This is a genomic window from Brevundimonas albigilva, assembly GCF_023573565.1.
In the GTDB taxonomy this organism is placed as follows: domain Bacteria; phylum Pseudomonadota; class Alphaproteobacteria; order Caulobacterales; family Caulobacteraceae; genus Brevundimonas; species Brevundimonas albigilva.
Window position 1 is genome coordinate 2,347,339 of the sequence record NZ_CP097649.1, and the last position, 18,666, is coordinate 2,366,004.

Here is an 18,666-nt window from a genome sequence, read left to right on the forward strand (position 1 = left end):
TTTCATCCGATCAGTGATTGTCGCGCGGCAGGCCGAACCGGTCGACGATGCGGTGATATTTGATCGCCGGCTCCAGCACGGCGCCCGTCTCCAACTGACCGACCACGGCCCGTTGCATCTCCTGCCACGGCGTCTGGGAGGCCGGATATCTGTACCCGCCAGCCGCCTCGAAGGCGGTGCGGCGTTCGGCCAGTTCCTCGTCGGAGATCAGGATGTCGGCCCGGCCGGTGTTCAGATCGATCCGCACCCGGTCGCCGGTCTTCAGCAGGGCGATGTTTCCCCCCGCCGCCGCCTCGGGCGAGGCGTTCAGGATCGAGGGCGATCCCGAGGTGCCCGACTGCCGCCCATCGCCGATACAGGCCAGGGCGCTGACGCCCTTCTTGATCAGATAGGCCGGCGGCCGCATGTTCACGACCTCGGCCGCGCCGGGATAGCCGATGGGTCCCGCGCCGCGCATGAACAGCAGGGTCTGTTCGGTGATCCCCAGGCTCTCGTCGTCGATCCGGTGGTGATAATCCTCGGGTCCGTCGAACACGACCGCCGGACCTTCGAAGGCGTTCGGGTCGTCGGGGTTGGACAGATAGCGTTCGCGGAACTCGTCGCTAATCACGCTCAGCTTCATGACGGCCGAGCTGAACAGATTGCCGGAGAAGACGACGAAGCCGGCGTCGGTCTTCATCGGGGCGTCGAAGGTCTTGATCACATCGGGCAGGACGATCTCGGCGTCCCGGCAGTTGTCGCCGATGGACCGGCCCGAGACGGTCATGGCGTTCTCGCGGATCAGCCCCTGTTTCATCAACTCGGCGACCACCGCGGGCACGCCGCCGGCATGGAAGTAATCCTCGCCCAGATAGTCGCCGGCGGGCTGGAGATTGACCAGCAGCGGCACATGCAGGCCTTCCGTCTGCCAGTCCTGCAACGGCACGTCGACGTGCGCGTGGCGCGCCAGGGCGGTCAGGTGGATCGGGGCGTTGGTCGAACCGCCGATGGCCGAGTTGACCACGATGGCGTTGTGGAAGGCTTCCTTCGTCAGGATGTCCGAAGGCTTCAGGTCCTCGCGCACCATCTCGACGATGCGCAGGCCGGTCTCGTAGGCGATCTGGGCGCGTTCGCGATAGGGCGCGGGGATGGCGGCCGATCCCGGCAGGGACATGCCCAGCGCCTCGGCCAGCGAGTTCATCGTCGTCGCGGTGCCCATGGTGTTGCAATAGCCGACCGACGGCGCGGACGAGGCGACCAGTTCGATGAAGCCGTCATAGTCGATCTCGCCGGCGGCCATCATCTGGCGCGCCTTCCAGATGATGGTGCCCGAGCCGGTGCGCTCGCCCCTGTGCCAGCCGTTCAGCATCGGTCCGACCGACAGGGCGATGGCGGGGATGTCCACCGTGGCGGCGGCCATCAGACAGGCGGGCGTGGTCTTGTCGCAGCCGATGGTCAGCACAACCCCGTCCAGCGGATAGCCGTAAAGGCTTTCCACAAGGCCCAGATAGGCCAGGTTGCGGTCCAGCCCGGCGGTGGGGCGCTTGCCCGTCTCCTGGATCGGATGGACCGGGAATTCCATGGCGATGCCGCCGGCCTCGCGAATGCCTTCGCGAACGCGTTCGGCCAGAACCAGGTGATGGCGATTGCAGGGGGAGAGGTCGGACCCGGTCTGGGCGATGCCGATGATCGGCTTGTTCGACTGCAGTTCCTTGCGGGTCAGGCCGTAGTTCAGATAGCGCTCCAGATAGAGGGCCGTCATGTCCGGGTTTTCCGGATTGTCGAACCAGGCGCGGCTGCGCAGCGTCTTGGGGGGAGTGTCGGTCATTTCAGGTCCAGCCGCCGTCGACGACATAGTGTTGGTTGGTGATCGCCCCGGCCTCGTCCGAGCACATGAAGACCACGACCCTGGCGATGTCGTCGGGCACGAGCCGGCGCTTGAGGCACTGGTTGGCGTAGATTTCTTTTTCGGTTTCGGACGTGACCCAAAGCTGCAGCTGGCGCTCGGTCATGATCCAGCCGGGCGCCACGGCGTTCACCCGGATGCCGAACGGGCCGAAGTCGCGCGCCAGGGACCGCGTCAGGCCGATCACCGCCGACTTGGACGCCGTATAGGCCGGCATCCCGCCCTGGCCGATGACCCACGAGGTCGACCCCAGGTTGACGATGGCCCCCTTGCCGGACGCCTTCATGTCGGGAAGCACGGCCTGGGCGGCGAAGAACTGGTGCTTCAGGTTCACCGCCATGCGACCGTCCCAATAGTCCTCGGTCACCTCCAGCGTCTCGTGACGCTCGTCGTGCGCCGCGTTGTTGACCAGGATGTCGATGGGACCGAAGGCCTCGCGCACAGCCGTGATCGCCGCCTTCAGGGCCGGGATGTCGGTCAGGTCGCAGGCGACGAAAAGCGCGCCCTGCCCCAGTTCGGCCTGCAGCCTGGCGCCGCGCGCCGTGTCGATGTCCAGAATCCCGACCCGCGCGCCCTGGGCGTGAAAGGCGCGGACGATGCTTTCGCCGATGCCCCCGGCGCCGCCCGAGACGACGACGGTCCGATCCTTCAGATCCGAATAGATGGCGGCCATGTCGCGCGCCTCCCCGACGCCCCGCCGTTGATCGGCGGCTATCAGTCTTTCACAAATGAAAGCCGTTACCGTCAACGAAAATGGCGACAGCCATTGTTCCTGTCAACGGCGGACTGCGCCCAGAGCGGATCAGAGGCGCTCAGGCCTGGGAAACCGCGCCCATCTGGTCGGAAATGACCCCGGTGATGCGCACCAGTATCGCCGCGGCCTCCTGGCGGGTGCAGGCGAGAGGCACCTGTTCGATGAAGGGCGTGATCAGGGTGGCGATGACCCCGTCCGACCCCATGATCGGCGCCACCAGGTCCGTCACGCCCTTGACGAAATCGCTGGCCCGCTCGACGTGCGCGCCTTGGGTCATGGCGATGGCGCGCTCGGCGAATGCGGCGACGGTCGCTTGCCCATGTTCGGCCGCCAGGAGATCGTGCAGGTGCTTACGCGCCCGCGCGTTGGCCCGCGAATAGAACATCAGCCCCGAGGTGGCGTGCAGGATGCTGCGGCGATAGCCGATCCGCACCGAGTAGCCGAGATCGCCGGGGCTCTCGATACGGGCGATGACCACGATCTGGTCGCCGGACGGCACGACCAGGTGGCAGGATTGCATCGTCGCTGAGGCCAGGTCCCGCATGGCGGGCATGGCCACATCGACCAGCGACTTGATCGGCGCCTGGGTCATGCCGAGCGTGAACAGCCGGTTGGTCAGGCGATAGCCGTCCGAGGACTGTTCGATATAGCCCCGGAACTCCAGCACCTGGATCATGCGGAACAATTCGCTGACCGACCGCCCCAGGGTCGCCGACATCTGCGAGGGCGTCATCGCTTCCCCCTGCGAGGAGAGCAGCTCCAGCACGTCCAGCCCCTTTTCCAGCGCGGGGGCTCGGTATTTGCGGTCGTCGGTCTGATCTTGGTCGGGCATGGGAATCCTGTCTCGCGGGATCAGGCTAGCGATCCGCCGTCGCACGGTGAAGGCCGCCTCCACCATACGGTCCACATTATCGCGGGTAAAACCATTAGGCATATATAAAAAATGATTGCGACAGTCTGACGCCTCCCCTACGACTGCCGCAGGAACCCGAAAACGGGTCCAGGGACGGGAACTGCATCATGACGCTCGTGGGCATCGATCTGGCGATCCTGGCGATCTACGCCATCTTCATTTTCGGTCTGGCCCAGTGGGTCTCGCGCAGCAGGAGCGGCGAACAGAAGACCTCCACCGACTACTTCATGGCTTCGAGAAGCCTGCCCTGGTGGGCCATCGGGGCCTCCCTGATCGCGGCCAACATCTCGGCCGAGCAGATCATCGGCATGAGCGGTTCGGGCTATGTGATCGGCCTGGGGATCGCCTCCTACGAATGGATGGCGGCCCTGACCCTGCTGATCGTGGGCAAGTTCTTCCTGCCGATCTTCCTGCGCAACGAGATCGTCACCATGCCGCAGTTCCTGCAGCAGCGGTACGGGCCGACGATCCGCAATGTCATGGCCGTCTTCTGGCTGCTGCTCTACGTCTTCGTCAACGTAACCTCGATCCTGTGGCTGGGCGCCATCGCGGTCCATACCGTCACCGGCTTCGATCAGGACTACGCCATCGTCGCCATCGGCGTCTTCGCCCTGGCCTATCAGCTGTGGGGCGGGCTGAAGGCCGTGGCCCTGACCGACATCGTCCAGGTGGCCCTGCTGGTCTGCGGCGGCCTGATCATCGGCTTCATCGCCCTGTCGACCATCGGCGGCGCGGGCGGCGCCGTGGCGGGCTTCCACACCCTGCTGACCGAATTTCCGGACAAGTTCGACATGATCCTGTCCAAGGACAATCCGCACTATCAGGAACTGCCGGGCATCGCCGTGCTGCTGGGCGGACTGTGGGTCATGAACATCAGCTACTGGGGCTTCAACCAGTACATCATCCAGCGCGCCCTGGCCGCCAAGTCCCTGCCGGAAGCGCAGAAGGGCATCGCCTTCGCCGCCTATCTGAAGCTGCTGATGCCGGTGATCGTGGTGCTGCCGGGCATGGCCGCCCTGATCCTGGCCCCGAACCTGTCGGCGCCGGACCAGGCCTATCCCAGCATGATGAACCTGCTTCCGGTCGGGCTTAAGGGTCTGGTCTTCGCCGCCCTGATCGCCGCCATCATCGCCTCGCTGGCGTCCAAGGTGAACTCGATCTCGACCATCTTCACCCTGGACCTCTACGCCAAGATCCGAAAGGACGTGCCGGAGCACCGACTGGTCACTGTGGGCCGCATCGCCGCCGTCGTCGCCGTCATCATCGGCATTCTGACGGCCCGTCCGCTGCTGGGCGGCTTCGACCAGGCCTTCCAGTTCATTCAGGAGTTCACCGGCTTCTTCACTCCCGGGATCGTGGTCATCTTCATGCTGGGCCTGTTCTGGAAACGGGCGTCGGAAGCCGGCGCCCTGACCGCCGCCATCGGCTCGGTGGTGCTGTCGGCGGTCTTCTGGTGGCTGCAGGAAAGCGGTCAGTTCATCTTCCCCTTCATGAACCGGGTCGGCGTGGTGTTCGTCGCCTCGCTGATCGCGGCCGTGGTCGTCTCCCTGCTGGTCCCGGCCAAGCCGGACGCGATGAAGATCAAGCTGGACCAGATCAGCTACAAGACGTCGCTGGGCTTCAACCTGGCCGCCGTCGGCGTCGTCGCCTTCCTGATCCTGGTCTATTCGATCTGGTGGTGACGTGAGCGAACCCGCCCGTCTGATCGGCGTCGACTGGGGCACCAGCAATCTGCGCGTCATGCGGATCGCCGAAGGCGGCCGGGTCCTGGACAGCCGCTCCGATCCGCGCGGGGCGGGCGGCCTGTCCCAGGACGCCTTCCTGCCGGTGCTCCAGGACGTCGCGGCCGACTGGCTGACCCAGGATCTGCCCGTTCTGTGCAGCGGCATGGCCGGGGCGCGCGGCCGGTGGCGCGAGATGCCCTACCTGCCCTGCCCAGCCGGGATCGAGGATCTGGCCGCCGCCGTGGCCAGCCCCCAGGACGCCCCCGGCGTCCGCCTCGTGCCCGGCGTCGCCGTGTTCGAGAACGGCGCGCTTGCGGACGTGGCGCGTGGCGAGGAGACCCAGGTCTTCGGCCTCGACGCGCTTGAGGACGCCCTCGTCGTCGCCCCCGGCACCCACAGCAAATGGATCCGAACCCGTCGGGGCGGGATCGACGGCTTGCGCACCTTCCTGACCGGCGAGTTGTTCGCGGCCGTCCGCAAGGGCACGATCCTGGGCGCCGGCATGGGCGATCCCGGCGGGGACGACGACGCCTTCGCCAGGGGTGTAGGACGCGCCCTGAACGACCCAGCCCCCACCGCCGCCCTGTTTTCCGTTCGCGTGGAAGGCCTCGCGGGACGACTTTCGACAGAGTCTGCGGCCGACTATCTGTCGGGATTGCTGATCGGGGCCGAAGTCGCCGCCCAGGCCGACATGAACGACCGCCCCGTCATCCTCATCGGCGCCGCCCCCCTGTGCCGCCGCTACGCCGCCGCCCTCGCCCAGGGCGGCTTCCAGAACGTCCGCGTCGCGGACGCCGCCTCCGCCACGGCCCAGGGCCTGTGGCGCATCCGCGAGGTCCTGTCCCGATGATCCCCGTCGCCGTCGAAAGCCTGGACGCCCCGCCCCTGATCGCCATCCTGCGCGGCCTGAAACCGGACGAGGCGGTCGAGATCGGCGAGGCGATCGTCGACGCCGGCTTCCGCTGTCTCGAAGTGCCGCTGAACTCGCCCGAGCCGCTGGAAAGCATCCGCCGCCTGCGCCAGGCGCTGGACGGCCGCGCGCTGGTCGGCGCCGGCACGGTGCTCGACGTCGCCGCCGTACGCCAGGTGGCCGACGCAGGCGGGCAGCTTGTCATCTCGCCCAATACCGATGTCGACGTGATCCGGGAGACGAAACGCCTGGGCCTGTTGTCCCTGCCGGGCTTCTTCACGCCGTCGGAAGCCTTCGCGGCTCTGCACGCGGGGGCGGACGCGTTGAAACTGTTTCCGGCCGAGGTCGCCACGCCGAAAGGCTTGAAAGCGCTCCGCGCCGTCCTGCCGGGATCCGCCCGCGTCTTCGTCGTCGGCGGCGTTCAACCCGACACGATCGAGCTTTGGAGACTGTGCGGCGCCTCCGGGTTCGGCATCGGCTCCGCGATCTTCAAGCCCGGCGATTCCCCGACCCTGGTCTCTCGCCGCGCGAGCGAATTCATCGCCGCGACGCGCTGAACGCTGGCTTGCCTGGGCCGATGCGCTTGTTATGGCCAGCAGTTCGCCCGGCCATGCGAAGCAGCATCGACCAGAAGCCAGGCCGCTCGCGATCGACATTACGGGTCCGACGACTGCGCGAGACCGGATGGCTGATTTTTTGATCGGCGCCGACTGTCCGGGCACGACACCGGGCGTTTATCGAAATACGATAATGAGACTCATCTCGCGAGCGGCGGGAGATATCGTCTGTTTGCCCTCGACGTGGCGCGAAGTCGCGCCTCACTTCAAGGCAGCCAAACGAGACTTATCCAGACTCAACGCCAAGCCCGCGTTTCGCCCGGCAAGCGTCGCCACGCGATACTCGGCGGCCGTGCCGAGGATCAGCGAGGCCTCTGAGACGCTCAGGCCATAGTCCTGCTCCAGCCACTGGATCATGGCCGCGGTCGCCGTTCGCGCCGCCTCGTCCAGCGACGGCGCCTGACCGAGGACGGTGATCCGGTCGGCGGTTTCGATGCGGGGCGCCGCCATCGGCTTGCTCGGAAGAACGTCGACGCTGAACTCGACATCCAGCGAGGTCTCCAGGGCCCATTGGGTGGTTTCGCCGTCGCCCTGCAGCGCGTGGCCGTCGCCGAGGAAAAGCATGGCGCCGGGCTGGAACACAGGCAGGTAGATCGTCGCCCCTTCGCCGATCTGGTTGAAATCCATGTTGCCGCCCCATCTTCCGGTGTCGCCGGCCGATTGCGCCGCGAGCCCGAAGTCGGGAGCGACGCCCAAGCCGCCGAGCATCGGCCGGACAGGGACGACATAATTCCTCAGGCCTTCGGGCGGATCGTCGAGCCGCGCCGTCCCGGCCTCGCGGTCCAGCCGCCAGCGGACGCGCCGGCCCAGATCAGCGGACCGTGACGCCAGACCCAAGGACATGGCCCGGCCCGTCACGCCGTCGAGGCTGTCGGCGTAGTCTCGGTTCAGCTCCAGCCGACGAATGTGGACCGCCAGGATGTCGCCCCGTTTCGCGCCGGCGACGAAGAAGGGTCCGGTCTGCGGATTTCCGTACAGGGCGACGACCTGGCCCTTCTCGTCGACGCCGCCGGAATCGATCGTGCGCGTCGCCACGACGTCCCCCGGCTGGATGATCATCGCCGGCGGCAGGTCGGCCGTGAAGGTGTTGGAGAAGCTCGTCGGGTCATAGGTTCGACGCCTCGGCTCGCCCGTCGGCATCTGCAATCGAACGCCGCGGGCGGCATGTCGAACGCGAGGTCCCGTGTTGCTGGTGTCGGGATAGTCGGCCCAGCCGGTCAGAGCGTCCCCCGTCATCGCACCTTCGAATCGATAGGCGACGCCGTGCGTGTCGAGGGCGGTGAAACTTACCTGATCGCCATCCTGACGGCCGCTGAGCGGCCATGAACCGAACGTTCCCGACAGCGTCTTCCCCTCGCCCTCCAGCGTCAGGATGTCGTGTTCCGCATTTCCCCACCGATCGACCGACAACAGCCACGTCTGCATATCCTGTCCAGCGACGGGCGCCGCCAGCAGGGTCGCACATCCGGCGATCAGGGCGATACGCATGAGACATCCTCCGGGAAACCTTTCGCCGAATTAAGCCAGCCGCCGGCCTGGGCCATGTAGAAATCGGAACCGCCCCGACGAAAGGCCGCCATGCCATGAGCTTTGTCTTCGCGCCGTCGCCGCCCGACCTCGCGCCGTGGGTGATCGGCTTCGGAGAGCGGCGCGACCTTCGCGCCTTCAGCGCGATGCGCGAGTTGCCGATGCCCAGCCCGGCGCTTCAGTTCATGATGGGAGGAGACTATCATCTGGCAGGGGTCGGGCCAGCGCCGCGCGCGGCCCTTTGGGGCCCCGTCGTGACCTCCTCCCTGGCCTGGACTGACGCCCCAGCCCTGGTGTTCCTGATCTTCTTGACCGGATACGGAGCCGTGACGCTGTCAGGCCGTCAACTGGCCCAGCTTTCCGGCCGGCGCATCACCCTAGCGACGATCGACGCCCATGCCGACCGAACGTTGACGGGCCCGCTGCTCAAGGCCGAAGACTTCCCGGCCCGGCAACGGGTGGCCAGCGCGTGGATCAGGCGTCGTTTCGAAAGTCCCGCCGGCGCGGTTCCTCCGATCGTCGCCTTGACGGATCGCATCGTGTTGGGAACCCTGCGGGCGCCCGTTACGGATATCGCGCGGTCCATCGGCGTCACGCCTCGCGGCTTGAGCAAGGCCTTCAATCGCGAGGTGGGCTGCTCGCCCAAGCGCCTTCTTCGGCTTGCCCGGTTGCAACGCGTGTTGCAGTCGATCCACCCCCGACCGTGGACCGGCGCGTCGCCGGAAGACCCGTTCCTCGAATACCACGACCAGGCCCACCTCGACCGCGACTTCTCCGACCTCACCGGCATGAGCCGGCTCAGCTACGTCAAGGCGAAGGCGAAGGCAGGCGACCAGTTGATCTACACCGTCGTATGATCCCCGCTGCGGAATCCTTGGCGCGCGAGGTCAGGCTCAGCGGATATCGGTGAAACGGGATCGCGCCGCCCAGGCCTTCATGCGACCCTGCCGGCTTTGAGGCTCTCCTTGAGCAGTTCGAACGCCCTCGTCCCACGCCGATCCGGATAATAGAGGTGATAGCCGGCGAACGGCTCGCACCACGGCTCCAGCAGGCGGATGAGGCGACCGTCGGCGATCGGCGCGGCCACCAGGTCCTCCAGGATATAGAGGACGCCGAAACCCTCCAGGGCCGCGGCCGCCAGCAGGTCGCCGTCGTTGAACACCGGCCCGCGACCCGGCGTGACCGTCACCGCGTGGCCATTCCGCTCGAACGACCAGGGCGACAGATAGCCCTGCGAGTCGCCATAGGCGATGCATCGATGGGTCGTGAGGTCGGCGGGCTTCATCGGCGCCGGATGGTCGGCCAGATAGGCCGGGGACGCCACAACCGCGATGCGAAGCGAAGGCCCGATCGGCAGCGCGATCATGTCCTTCTCCAATCGCTCGCCGAGCCGGACGCCGGCGTCGTAGCGGCCCGCCACGATATCGGTCATTGCATCCTCGACGCACACCTCCACCTCGATGCCGGGGTGGCGGCGCATGAAGGCCGGGAGCATCGGCCACAACACGGTGTCCGCGGCGTGCTTGCCCGTGGTGATCCGCACGGTCCCGATCGCCGTTCCGCGGGTCTGGGACAGGATTTCGATCTCGTCGTCCAACCCGGCCAACGCCGGCGCCAGGGTGGCGAGCAGGCGCTCGCCCGCGGCGGTCGGGGCGACGCTGCGCGTCGTGCGCGAGAGGAGGCTGAACCCGAGCTGGCCCTCCAGCCGCTTCATGGTCTGGCTCAACGCCGACTGCGTGACCCCCAGCCGCCTCGCGGCGCGCGTGAAGCTGCGGTCGGCGGCGATCGCCGCAAAGACCGCAAGATCCCCGAACCGGTCCGGACGCATTGATGACCTCCGCTACTGGGCCCTGTTACTGATTAGCTGGTTATTCCGATAGATTAATACGCCTACTTAAATGACTCCGATGTCGCGGATCAAGGAGCAGGCGATGGGCAAGGTTTGGCTGGTGACGGGCGCGAGCCGAGGGCTGGGGCGCGAGATCACGCGCGCCGCGCTCGACGCCGGCCAGACGGTGGTCGCGACGGCGCGGTCCGCCGAAGCGGTGCGCGACGCCTTCGTGGACGATCCTGATCGCCTGCACGTCCTGGCGCTGGATGTCACAGACGCCGAGGCCGCGCGCGCCGTCGTCGCCGAGGCCCTCGAACGGTTCGGCGCGATCGATGTGCTGGTCAACAACGCCGGCTATGCGGAACTGGGCTTCTTCGAGACCTTCACCGACGCCGCCGTGCGGCGTCAGTTCGAGGTCAATCTGTTCGGCGCCATGTCGGTCGCCCGCGCGGTCGTTCCTCATATGCGGGGACGGCGGTCGGGCCTGATCGTCACCATCTCGTCGGTCAGCGGCGTGGTCTCCAACGGCGGGGGATCGGTCTATTCGGCGTCGAAGTTCGCGCTCGAAGGGTGGATGGAGGGCTTTGCGCAGGAGCTGGCGCCCCTGGGCGTCCGCTCGCTTCTGGTCGAGCCGGGAATGCTGCGCACGGAGTTCATGGACGGCAAGTCGGCGAGCTTCGGCGGCATCCAGATTTCCGACTACGCCGAGGCGGTCGCGCAGCATCGCGCGTTCGTGGACCAGGCCAACGGCGCCCAGCCCGGCGATCCCAAGGCGCTCGCCGCGCGGATCGTGGCGTTGGCTTCGCAGGACGAGACGCCGTCGCGGCTGGTGTTCGGGGACGACGCCCGGCGGTGGGCCGGCGCGAAGGTCGACCAGTTGCGGCAGGACATCGCCCGCTCCGCCGATCAGAGCTGAGGCGGCGAGCGACGGCGGCGCCGGGGGCGATGGTCCCCTGCCCCCCCGCCCATCAGCAGGTTCACAGGAAAGGATCGAACGATGAGACGCTTTGAAGGCAGGACCGTGCTGATCACGGGCGCGGCCGGGGGCCAGGGCGCCTCTCACGCGCGCGGGTTCGCGAGCGAGGGCGCCAAGGTGGTCCTGGCCGACGTTCGAGAGGAGAGCGGGCGCGCGCTGGCCGATGACCTGGGCGAACAAGCCCTCTTCATCACGCTCGACGTGTCGGTCGCCTCGGACTGGGACGCCGCAGTCAAGCAGGCGGAAAGCCGCTTCGGACCGATCTCGATCCTCGTCAACAACGCGGGCGTCCTGGCCCCGTCGGCGTCGATCGCGGACAGCGACCCCGCGGATTGGGACCACGTCATCGCGGTCAATCTGAAGGGTCCCTACCTGGGCGTTCGGGCGGCGGCGCCGTCGCTGAAGCGGGCGGGCGGCGGCGCGATCATCAATATCGCCTCCACCTCGGGTCATGTCGGGACGCCGATGATCGCCCCCTATGTGTCGAGCAAGTGGGGGGTGCGAGGATTGACCCAGACCGCCGCCCTGGAACTGGCTCGTGACGGGATCAGGGTCAATTCCATCAGCCCGGGCGTCATCGACACGCCGCTGATCACCCAACCCCTGCGGGCGGGCGAAGTCCCCGTCAGCGACCACTTCTCCGCCGCGCCCTTCGCGACGCCGCGCATGGGGGAGCCGGCCGAGGTCACGCGCCTTGTCCTGTTCCTGGCCTCGGAAGCCTCGGCGTTCATCACGGGCTCCGACTATGTCATCGACGGCGGAATGATGCTCGGACCGGTCCCCCCGTCCGGCGAATGACGATGACCGCTGCTGGCCTCTTGGCGCGGCTCCGGCGCACAGGGTTTCGCGGGTCGATCGTCGAACGGCCTACCGCGCGAAGATGTCGTTGGCCTTCAGCAGGGCGGCTCTGACCCTGTCGTCCAAGCCTGGATCCGCCGCGATCGCCCGGCCGGCGCCTGCGGTCCAGTGCGAGATGAGCAGAGCGTCCAGTCGCGTGAGATGCGGCGCCTGTTCGCGAAGAAAGCCCCATGTGCCCAGGCCCCGGCTGTAACGCACGCGGGCGGCGAAGTTCGACAGGGCGGGATCGCGCGTGGCCGCCAGGAAGAAGACCTCCAGCGCCCGTGACCGCGGCGCCGCGCGACCGATGTCGAGGAAGGACAGGATGTGCGCCCCGATGTCGCCGTGGTCGGCCTGGCCGACGCCCGCGCGCCGGGCGGACTGGACGATGCTGTCGTAGAGCCAGGCGTAGCCGGCCTCGGCCAGCGCGGTCCGCGTGGGGAAATGATGGGTCACGGCGCCCAGGCTGACCCCGGCGGCGGCGGCGACGGCGCGGTGGGTCAGGGCCGCCTCGCCCCCTTCGTCGACCGCCGCGACCACCGACTCCGCGATGCGGGCGGCGGCGGGCGCCAGGACCGGAAAGTCCACGGCCTGCCGCGACAGGGCCTCTGCGCCCTCGCGCCACGGCGTCTGGCGCGCCAGCAGAGCCGTATCGCCGGTCACCCGCCCGACCAGGCGGGCGCAGACTTCCTCAAGGCCGGCGCGGTCATGGGGTCGCCGCCAGCGCACCAGGTGGCCCAGCCTTTCGGAATGCAGCACGGCGGCGACGATCGAGCCGTGATCCGCGTCCAGCGAGAAGCGCGGCAGGGCGCGCGCCCAGAAGGCGTCCCACAGCCGCAGCCATGCGGCGGCGGCCTCGGACGGTTCCCAGGCCGCCTGGAGAAAGGCCGAGGCCTCGGCCTGGGCCAGAACCGGCGCGTCGCTCCAGGAATCGATCAGGTCGGCCGCGAAGGCGGGAAAGGCTTCGAACGGCCAGGGCTCGCCCGCAGCGACATCGTTCAATCGCTGGTCCAGCCACAGGGAGGCGCGCCGGACAGCCTCAGCCTGAGCCGAACCGTACAGTCGTTCTATCGAACCAAAATGATAGTTGATCGCGGACCCTGAGACGCCGGCACGCGCCCCGACGCTGCGGGCGGTGGCGCCGGCGGGGCCCGATTCGGCCATCTCCAGCAGAAAGGCGTCGACGAGATCGGTCGCCCGTCGGTTGGACGAGGCAGGCGAAGTAATGACGGGTTCTGACGACAACGGCACATCGTCTGTGTGCCCTGTTCCCGCGCCCGCGGCAACGGGCGGAGTGTCGCGTCGCCCAACCGTCGCAATACGGTCGCAGATCGACAGAACAACTGTTCTAATTCTGCGAAACAAACCTTCTAGACGGCCTCATCCAATCGTCGACAGGGGGTGTCGCCATGTCTCTCATCCGTTCTTCCTACGTGTCCAAATCCGCGCTTGGCGTCGGGGTCGCCGCCCTGGCGCTGGTGGCGTCCGGCGCCGTTCAGGCCCAGACCGCGGCCGAAACCCAGGCGCAGATCGACACCCAGACCGTCGACGACATCGTCGTGACCGCCTCGCCGATCGTCGGCAGCCAGCGCGCCGCCCTGAACCAGCAGCGCAACGCCGACAACCTGATCAACGTCATCGCCGCCGACACCGTCGGCCAGTTCCCCGACCAGAACTCGGCGGCCGCCCTGGCCCGCCTGCCAGCCGTCGCCGTCCAGCGCGACCAGGGACAGGAACGTTATCTGCAGGTGCGCGGCGGCCCGAACCGCTGGACCAGCGTGTCGGTGGACGGCGTCAACATCATCGGCGTGGACGAGGGCGGCGTGTCGCGCGCCTTCCGCTTCGACGCCGTCCCGGCCGTGATCCTGAGCGCGCTGGAGGTCAACAAGTCGCTGACCCCGGACCTGCCGGGCGAGGCCATCCTGGCGCGCGTCAACCTGCGCACCTTCTCGCCGTTCGAGCGGCGCGGCTTCCACGCGCAAGGCGACCTGGGATACGGGGAGATGGACCTGGGCGGCGGACCGCAGGAGCAGGCCGCCCTGCGCGGGTCGTGGTCCAACGACCGCTTCGGCGTCATGGCGGCGGCCTCGCACTATGAGCGCGAGCAGATCACCGACAACCGCGAATTCTCCTATGACGCCGACACCGGCCTGCCCGAGGCGTTCGACATCCGCAGCTATCGCGTCACCCGCTCCAGCGAGGCGGCCATGCTGGGCCTGGCCTTCCGCCCGGCGGACGGCCACGAGCTGTTCTTCAAGACCCTGTATTCGAACTTCAACGACGACGAGGAGCGCAACCAGTATGTGCTGGAGTTGGCTGACGCGGTCAGTGGAACGATTGGCGCGGATGCAGGCGACCTGGTCGGCGTGCCGGTCACGGGCGCCTTCAACTACGGCGAATATCGCAACGACAACTGGATCAGCACCCTGGGCGGCGACCACCGCATGGCCGACTGGGATCTGAGCTGGCGGATCAATTATACCGAGACCGAAAACACGACCTGGTTGCCGATGATGCGGCAGATGTGGGTCAATCCGCTGACGTCGCCGTCGCTCAGCTATGACCGGTCCGATCCGAACCTGCCCATCGTCACCCTGTACGATACGGTCGCGGGGGCCGGCGGCCTGGCTCGCGGCCCGGCCCGCGACAGCCTGCGCCAGGGCGATCCGACCCTGAACCTGATGATCCCGATCACCAGCGCGGTGAACACCGAGAGCTGGGTCTACAAGATCGACGCGACGCGGACCTTCGACTGGGGCGGCCGGTCGGTCGAGATGTCGGCCGGCGTCGAGTACGACAGCCGCGAGGTCAGGGGTTCGGCGATCAGCCAGACCTCGGTCCTGATGCTGCCGGCGCTGCTGCCCCGGGTCGGCCTGACGTTCAATGCGGCCGACTACGTCACCGACCGGCCCTGGGACACCGGCTTTCCGCTGGGCTTCCGGATCAACTGGGTCGACAACGTCGCCATGCGCCGCGACATCGACGGCATCCTGACGGCGCTCGAGGGCGCGGGCCTGTACGATCCCGCCAACCTGACGGCGCCCAACGGCCTCTACACGATCGGCGAGGACCTGTTCGCCGGCTACGCCATGGCCAAGTTCCAGGCCGGCCCGGCCCAGATCGTGGCGGGTCTGCGGGTCGAACACCTGTCGCAGGACATCGGCGGCTTCGTGCCCGACAGCCCCACGACCTTCCTGCCGGTCAACGCCAGCCAGGACGACACCAGCCTGTTCCCCAGCATCAATGTGAAGTTCGACCTGACGGACGACATCCTGCTGCGCCTGTCGGCCCAGACGGGGATCGCCCGCCCGTCCTTCTCGGTGGTGCGCACCAGCGCCTCGATCGACGACACCGGCGAGACGGTCAGCGCCGGCAACCCCTATCTGGAGCCGGAGCGCACCTGGGGCGGCGACGCCTCTCTGGAATGGTATCTGCCGGGCGCGGGCCTGGCCTCGGTCAGCGGCTTCTACCGCAACGTCGACAACGTTCTGTTCGACAGCCAGACCGTGGTCGAGGACGACCTGTTCGACGCCCCGGGCCTGGACCGGACCGGCTATGACTACGTCACCACCCTGAACGGGGGCGAGGGCAAGCTGTACGGCGTGGAGATCGCCTATCTGCAGCAGTTCGTCTTCCTGCCGGGCGTCTGGAGCGGCTTCGGCTTCCAGGGCAACCTGTCGCTGTTGAGCGGCGACTTCGAAGCGCCGGACGGCCGCACGGTCGACTTCCCCGGCGTGTCCGACACCATCGCCAACGCCTCGATCTTCTACGAGAACCACGGCCTGTCGGCGCGCGTCAGCTATCAGTGGCGTTCGGAGTGGATCGACACCCTCAGCTTCGCCGGCTTCGGCGACCAGATGCGCGACGGCTACGAGAACCTGGACCTGTCGGTTCGCTACGCCGTCACCGACAACGTCTCGGTCTATTTCGACGCCAACAACCTCAGCGACGAGACCTATGTCGCCTACCAGGGCGACGCCCTGCATCCGACCGAGGTCGAACAGGTGGGCCGTCGCTACCTGGCGGGCCTGCGCTTCCGCTTCTGATCCCCACCGACGAAGGATATTCGAGATGAAGAGACTGCTTGTCTGCGCCGCCGCCCTGACGCTGGCGGCCCTGCCCGCCCAGGCGGCGATCGCCCGCCAGGCCGCCCCCGCCGCGGCGCCCGCCGAACCCTCGGCGCACCAGCGGCTGCTGCCGCTGGAAGGGGTTCAGAACGCCCGCGACATCGGCGGCTATCGCACCGCCGACGGCCGTACGGTGAAGTGGGACGTGATCTACCGGACCGCCGAACTGTCGCACCTCACCGCCCATGACAAGGCCCTGCTGGAAGCGCGCGGCCTGCGTTCCATCCACGACCTGCGCTCGGTCGACGAACGTCGCGACCAGCCGACGGACTGGACCGGCGAGGGCGCCCCGGCCATCACCGCCTTCGACTATTCGATGGACATGTCGGGCTTCGCCGCCCTGTTCCAGGGCGAGGTTACGGCCGATCGGGCGCGGGAGGTTTTCGCCGCCTCCTACCCCGAACTGCTGAAGATGCAGCGTCCGCAGCAGCGCGCCCTGTTCGCCGACCTGCTGAAGGGCGAGGGCGCGGTCCTGTATCATTGCTCGGCCGGCAAGGACCGGACGGGCATGGCCACGGCCCTGATCCTGTCGGCCCTGGGCGTGCCGCGCGAGACCATCCTGGCGGACTATGAACTGTCCAACCAGTATTACCGTCCTGACCTGACGACGGCCGAGGCCAGCGACAATCCGCAGGCGGCGGCGTTCATGCGATTGCCCGAGGACGTGCGCGCCATCTTCATGGGGGTCGACGCGCGCTATCTTCAGGCCGTGTTCGACATCATCGACCGCGACTATGGATCGGTCGAGGCCTATCTGGATCAGGAACTGGACGTCGACGCCGCCGACATCCAGCGCCTGCGGTCGCTCTACACGGTCTGACCGATAAGGCCGCCCCACCTTGGGGCGGCCGTCTTCCGGGGCGCGGGCACAAGCCTGCCCCCGGCAGAGGCTGCAATGTCCGCTGCCGGCCCGGCGCGAGGACCGCCCTCGGCGCGAGGGCGCGATCTTTGATCATGAGCGAGCGTCTCGACATCAAGTGTCGAGGGCGGTTTCGATGCACCTGTACGCCGTGAACGCCATCGAACCTTCACGCTGGCGCGCTAGAGGGCGGGTCGGGTGGGGATCGTCCGTGGCATATGATGGCGACGACAGTCGGGCGGCGCAGGACTGGTCTCCGGTCCTCGACTTCGTGCGACGCCTGGCGCGACGCCGGCTCAGCCGAGCCGATCTTGCCGAAGACATCGCCCAGGAGACGGTCCTGCGGCTGGTCGAATACGGTCGCGGGGGCGCGCCGATCGACAATCGCTACGGCCTCGCCTTGCGCATCGCGGAGAACCTCGTGAACGAGCAGTTTCGGCGAGAGCGCCGATGGGGCCAGGTGGAACTCAGCGACACCCTGGCCAGCGCGGAGCCCGCCGCGGACCGCGTGATCGAAGGCAAGCAGGCCGTCGCCACGCTGAGGCAGGCGCTCGAGCGGATGCCCGCCTTGCGAAGAGACATCATCATCCGGCGGCGGGTTCGCCATCAGAGTTGCGCCGCCATCGCCGCCGACCTAGGGCTGAGCGTCAAGGCGGTCGAGAAGCATGTGACGCGTGGATTGCTGGACCTCAATCGAGCGTTCGATCAGAACGGGCGCGATCGGGGGAAGCCGAATTGAAGACGGACCAGAAGCGCGTCATGGCCGAAGCGGCCGCCTGGGTGGATTGGTCCGCCCGATCCGACGTGAGCCCGGCTGAAGTTGCGGCCTTCGAGCGCTGGATGGGCGAGAACGAGGCCCACCGCAGGGCCTTCGCCGACCTGGCGGCTCTGTGGCGTTCGGGCGCCTTGGGAGAGGCGGCGGCTGGCCTGGCTGTCGCCAAACCGCGGCGGCGCGAGCGCAACCTGCCGTGGCGCCTTATTGTTCCGACGGCCATGGCCGCCGCAGCGGCGACCCTGGTCATCCTCTATGCGCCTTGGATGGATTACAGGACGCTGGAGACCGCCCGAGCGCAATCGGACGAAATGCGATTGGCCGACGGCTCGACCGTGCGTCTGAGCGGCGGAGCGCGATTGCTCGTGCGGCAGAGCCCGATGGGACGGAGCGCGACCCTGGAACAGGGCGAGGTGTTCTTCGATGTCCGCCACGACGGGCGCCCCTTCGCGGTCATCGCTGGCGAGGGACGGGTGCAGGTCATGGGCACGGCGTTCAACATCGATCGCCTATCTTCGGGCCGCACCGAAGTGGCCCTGTATCGCGGCGCCGTGCGCGTACGCGGGCGCTCGCGCGAGACCATCGATCTGAAGCCAGGCGAGCGAGCCGTCGTCGACGGCGGTCGTCTAAGCCGGAGCGCGCCGCTGCGAGCGGCCGGTCCCGACTGGTTCGACGGCTGGTTCGACACCGAGGACGCCAGTCTGGGGCAGTTGGCCGAAGAGATCGACCGCTTCTCCCTCAAGCCGATTCAGGCGGATCCGGAGGTTCGCCGGATGCGCATCAGCGGGCGGTTTCACGTTGGGGAACCCCATGTCGTCCTGGCCCTGATCGAGACCGCATATGGGGTTCGCGTGGTTGAGGAAAGCGACCGGATACGGATCGAACGGTGAGAAGCGTAGCGAAACCGTCGCCAATATTTCACCTCTGAAAAGGT

Annotated in this window: 16 protein-coding genes and 1 pseudogene; 10 read left to right on the forward strand and 7 right to left on the reverse strand. The window is 67.7% G+C overall.

Features of this window, described 5'->3' with window-relative positions:
• Nucleotides 1-10 precede the first annotated feature (10 nt).
• The 3 genes from M8231_RS11730 to M8231_RS11740 all read right to left on the reverse strand — a co-directional run bounded on the left by M8231_RS11730 (nt 11) and on the right by M8231_RS11740 (nt 3,471).
• Nucleotides 11-1,807, reverse strand: a complete 1,797-nt coding sequence (locus tag M8231_RS11730; RefSeq protein ID WP_250201517.1) for an IlvD/Edd family dehydratase — start codon at nt 1,805-1,807, stop codon at nt 11-13.
• 1 nt (nt 1,808) lies between these two features.
• Nucleotides 1,809-2,558, reverse strand: a complete 750-nt coding sequence (locus M8231_RS11735) for an SDR family NAD(P)-dependent oxidoreductase (protein WP_249749830.1) — start codon at nt 2,556-2,558, stop codon at nt 1,809-1,811.
• 139 nt (nt 2,559-2,697) lie between these two features.
• Entirely contained in the window at nt 2,698-3,471 is a 774-nt protein-coding gene (locus M8231_RS11740) for an IclR family transcriptional regulator (protein WP_249749829.1), read from the reverse strand.
• A 188-nt stretch (nt 3,472-3,659) separates the two neighbouring features.
• Between M8231_RS11740 and M8231_RS11745 the strand changes: the two genes are divergently transcribed.
• From M8231_RS11745 to M8231_RS11755, 3 genes are read left to right on the forward strand one after another with little or no spacing between them, the layout of a single operon-like run.
• On the forward strand, nt 3,660-5,234 hold the full coding sequence (locus tag M8231_RS11745) for a sodium/sugar symporter (protein WP_250201518.1): 1,575 nt from the start codon (nt 3,660-3,662) through the stop codon (nt 5,232-5,234).
• Nucleotide 5,235: 1 nt separating this feature from the next.
• Complete coding sequence (locus M8231_RS11750) at nt 5,236-6,126, forward strand: 2-dehydro-3-deoxygalactonokinase (RefSeq protein ID WP_250201519.1); 891 nt, start codon at nt 5,236-5,238, stop codon at nt 6,124-6,126.
• On the forward strand, nt 6,123-6,743 hold the full coding sequence (locus M8231_RS11755) for a 2-dehydro-3-deoxy-6-phosphogalactonate aldolase (RefSeq protein ID WP_249749828.1): 621 nt from the start codon (nt 6,123-6,125) through the stop codon (nt 6,741-6,743). Before M8231_RS11750 ends, M8231_RS11755 begins: the two co-directional genes overlap by 4 nt.
• Before the next feature lie 261 nt (nt 6,744-7,004).
• Here the strand turns inward: M8231_RS11755 and M8231_RS11760 are convergent, their stop codons facing one another.
• Nucleotides 7,005-8,291: an acetamidase/formamidase family protein gene (locus M8231_RS11760; protein ID WP_249749827.1), complete on the reverse strand. Its 1,287-nt coding sequence runs from the start codon at nt 8,289-8,291 to the stop codon at nt 7,005-7,007.
• A 95-nt stretch (nt 8,292-8,386) separates the two neighbouring features.
• Here M8231_RS11760 and M8231_RS11765 point away from each other — a divergent pair, with 95 nt between their 5' ends.
• Nucleotides 8,387-9,187, forward strand: coding sequence for a helix-turn-helix domain-containing protein (locus M8231_RS11765; protein ID WP_249749826.1), 801 nt, complete (start codon nt 8,387-8,389; stop codon nt 9,185-9,187).
• 77 nt (nt 9,188-9,264) lie between these two features.
• Here M8231_RS11765 and M8231_RS11770 read toward each other — a convergent pair whose 3' ends face one another.
• Nucleotides 9,265-10,158 carry a LysR family transcriptional regulator gene (locus tag M8231_RS11770; protein WP_249749825.1) on the reverse strand — a complete coding sequence of 298 codons (894 nt, stop codon included), beginning with the start codon at nt 10,156-10,158 and terminating at the stop codon, nt 9,265-9,267.
• 79 nt (nt 10,159-10,237) lie between these two features.
• Here M8231_RS11770 and M8231_RS11775 point away from each other — a divergent pair, with 79 nt between their 5' ends.
• The gene (locus M8231_RS11775; protein WP_249749824.1) at nt 10,238-11,077 is read left to right on the forward strand and encodes an SDR family NAD(P)-dependent oxidoreductase; all 840 of its coding nucleotides are present in this window, start codon (nt 10,238-10,240) and stop codon (nt 11,075-11,077) included.
• Nucleotides 11,078-11,158: 81 nt separating this feature from the next.
• Nucleotides 11,159-11,935 (forward strand): SDR family NAD(P)-dependent oxidoreductase, encoded by a 777-nt coding sequence (locus M8231_RS11780; RefSeq protein ID WP_250201520.1) that lies wholly within the window; start codon nt 11,159-11,161, stop codon nt 11,933-11,935.
• 69 nt (nt 11,936-12,004) lie between these two features.
• Here M8231_RS11780 and M8231_RS11785 read toward each other — a convergent pair whose 3' ends face one another.
• Both M8231_RS11785 and M8231_RS17085 read right to left on the reverse strand, forming a co-directional pair.
• Entirely contained in the window at nt 12,005-12,976 is a 972-nt protein-coding gene (locus tag M8231_RS11785) for a TetR/AcrR family transcriptional regulator (RefSeq protein ID WP_249749822.1), read from the reverse strand.
• Between the two features lie 105 nt (nt 12,977-13,081).
• Nucleotides 13,082-13,138: pseudogene (locus M8231_RS17085) on the reverse strand (hypothetical protein); the annotation flags it as partial.
• A 245-nt stretch (nt 13,139-13,383) separates the two neighbouring features.
• Between M8231_RS17085 and M8231_RS11790 the strand changes: the two are divergent.
• The 4 genes from M8231_RS11790 (at nt 13,384) to M8231_RS11805 (ending at nt 18,622) form a co-directional block, all read left to right on the forward strand.
• Nucleotides 13,384-16,020 (forward strand): TonB-dependent receptor, encoded by a 2,637-nt coding sequence (locus M8231_RS11790; protein ID WP_249749821.1) that lies wholly within the window; start codon nt 13,384-13,386, stop codon nt 16,018-16,020.
• Between the two features lie 25 nt (nt 16,021-16,045).
• Nucleotides 16,046-16,921, forward strand: a complete 876-nt coding sequence (locus M8231_RS11795) for a tyrosine-protein phosphatase (RefSeq protein ID WP_249749820.1) — start codon at nt 16,046-16,048, stop codon at nt 16,919-16,921.
• A 175-nt stretch (nt 16,922-17,096) separates the two neighbouring features.
• Nucleotides 17,097-17,699: an RNA polymerase sigma factor gene (locus M8231_RS11800; protein ID WP_250201521.1), complete on the forward strand. Its 603-nt coding sequence runs from the start codon at nt 17,097-17,099 to the stop codon at nt 17,697-17,699.
• 20 nt (nt 17,700-17,719) lie between these two features.
• On the forward strand, nt 17,720-18,622 hold the full coding sequence (locus M8231_RS11805; protein WP_250201522.1) for a FecR family protein: 903 nt from the start codon (nt 17,720-17,722) through the stop codon (nt 18,620-18,622).
• Nucleotides 18,623-18,666 lie beyond the last annotated feature (44 nt).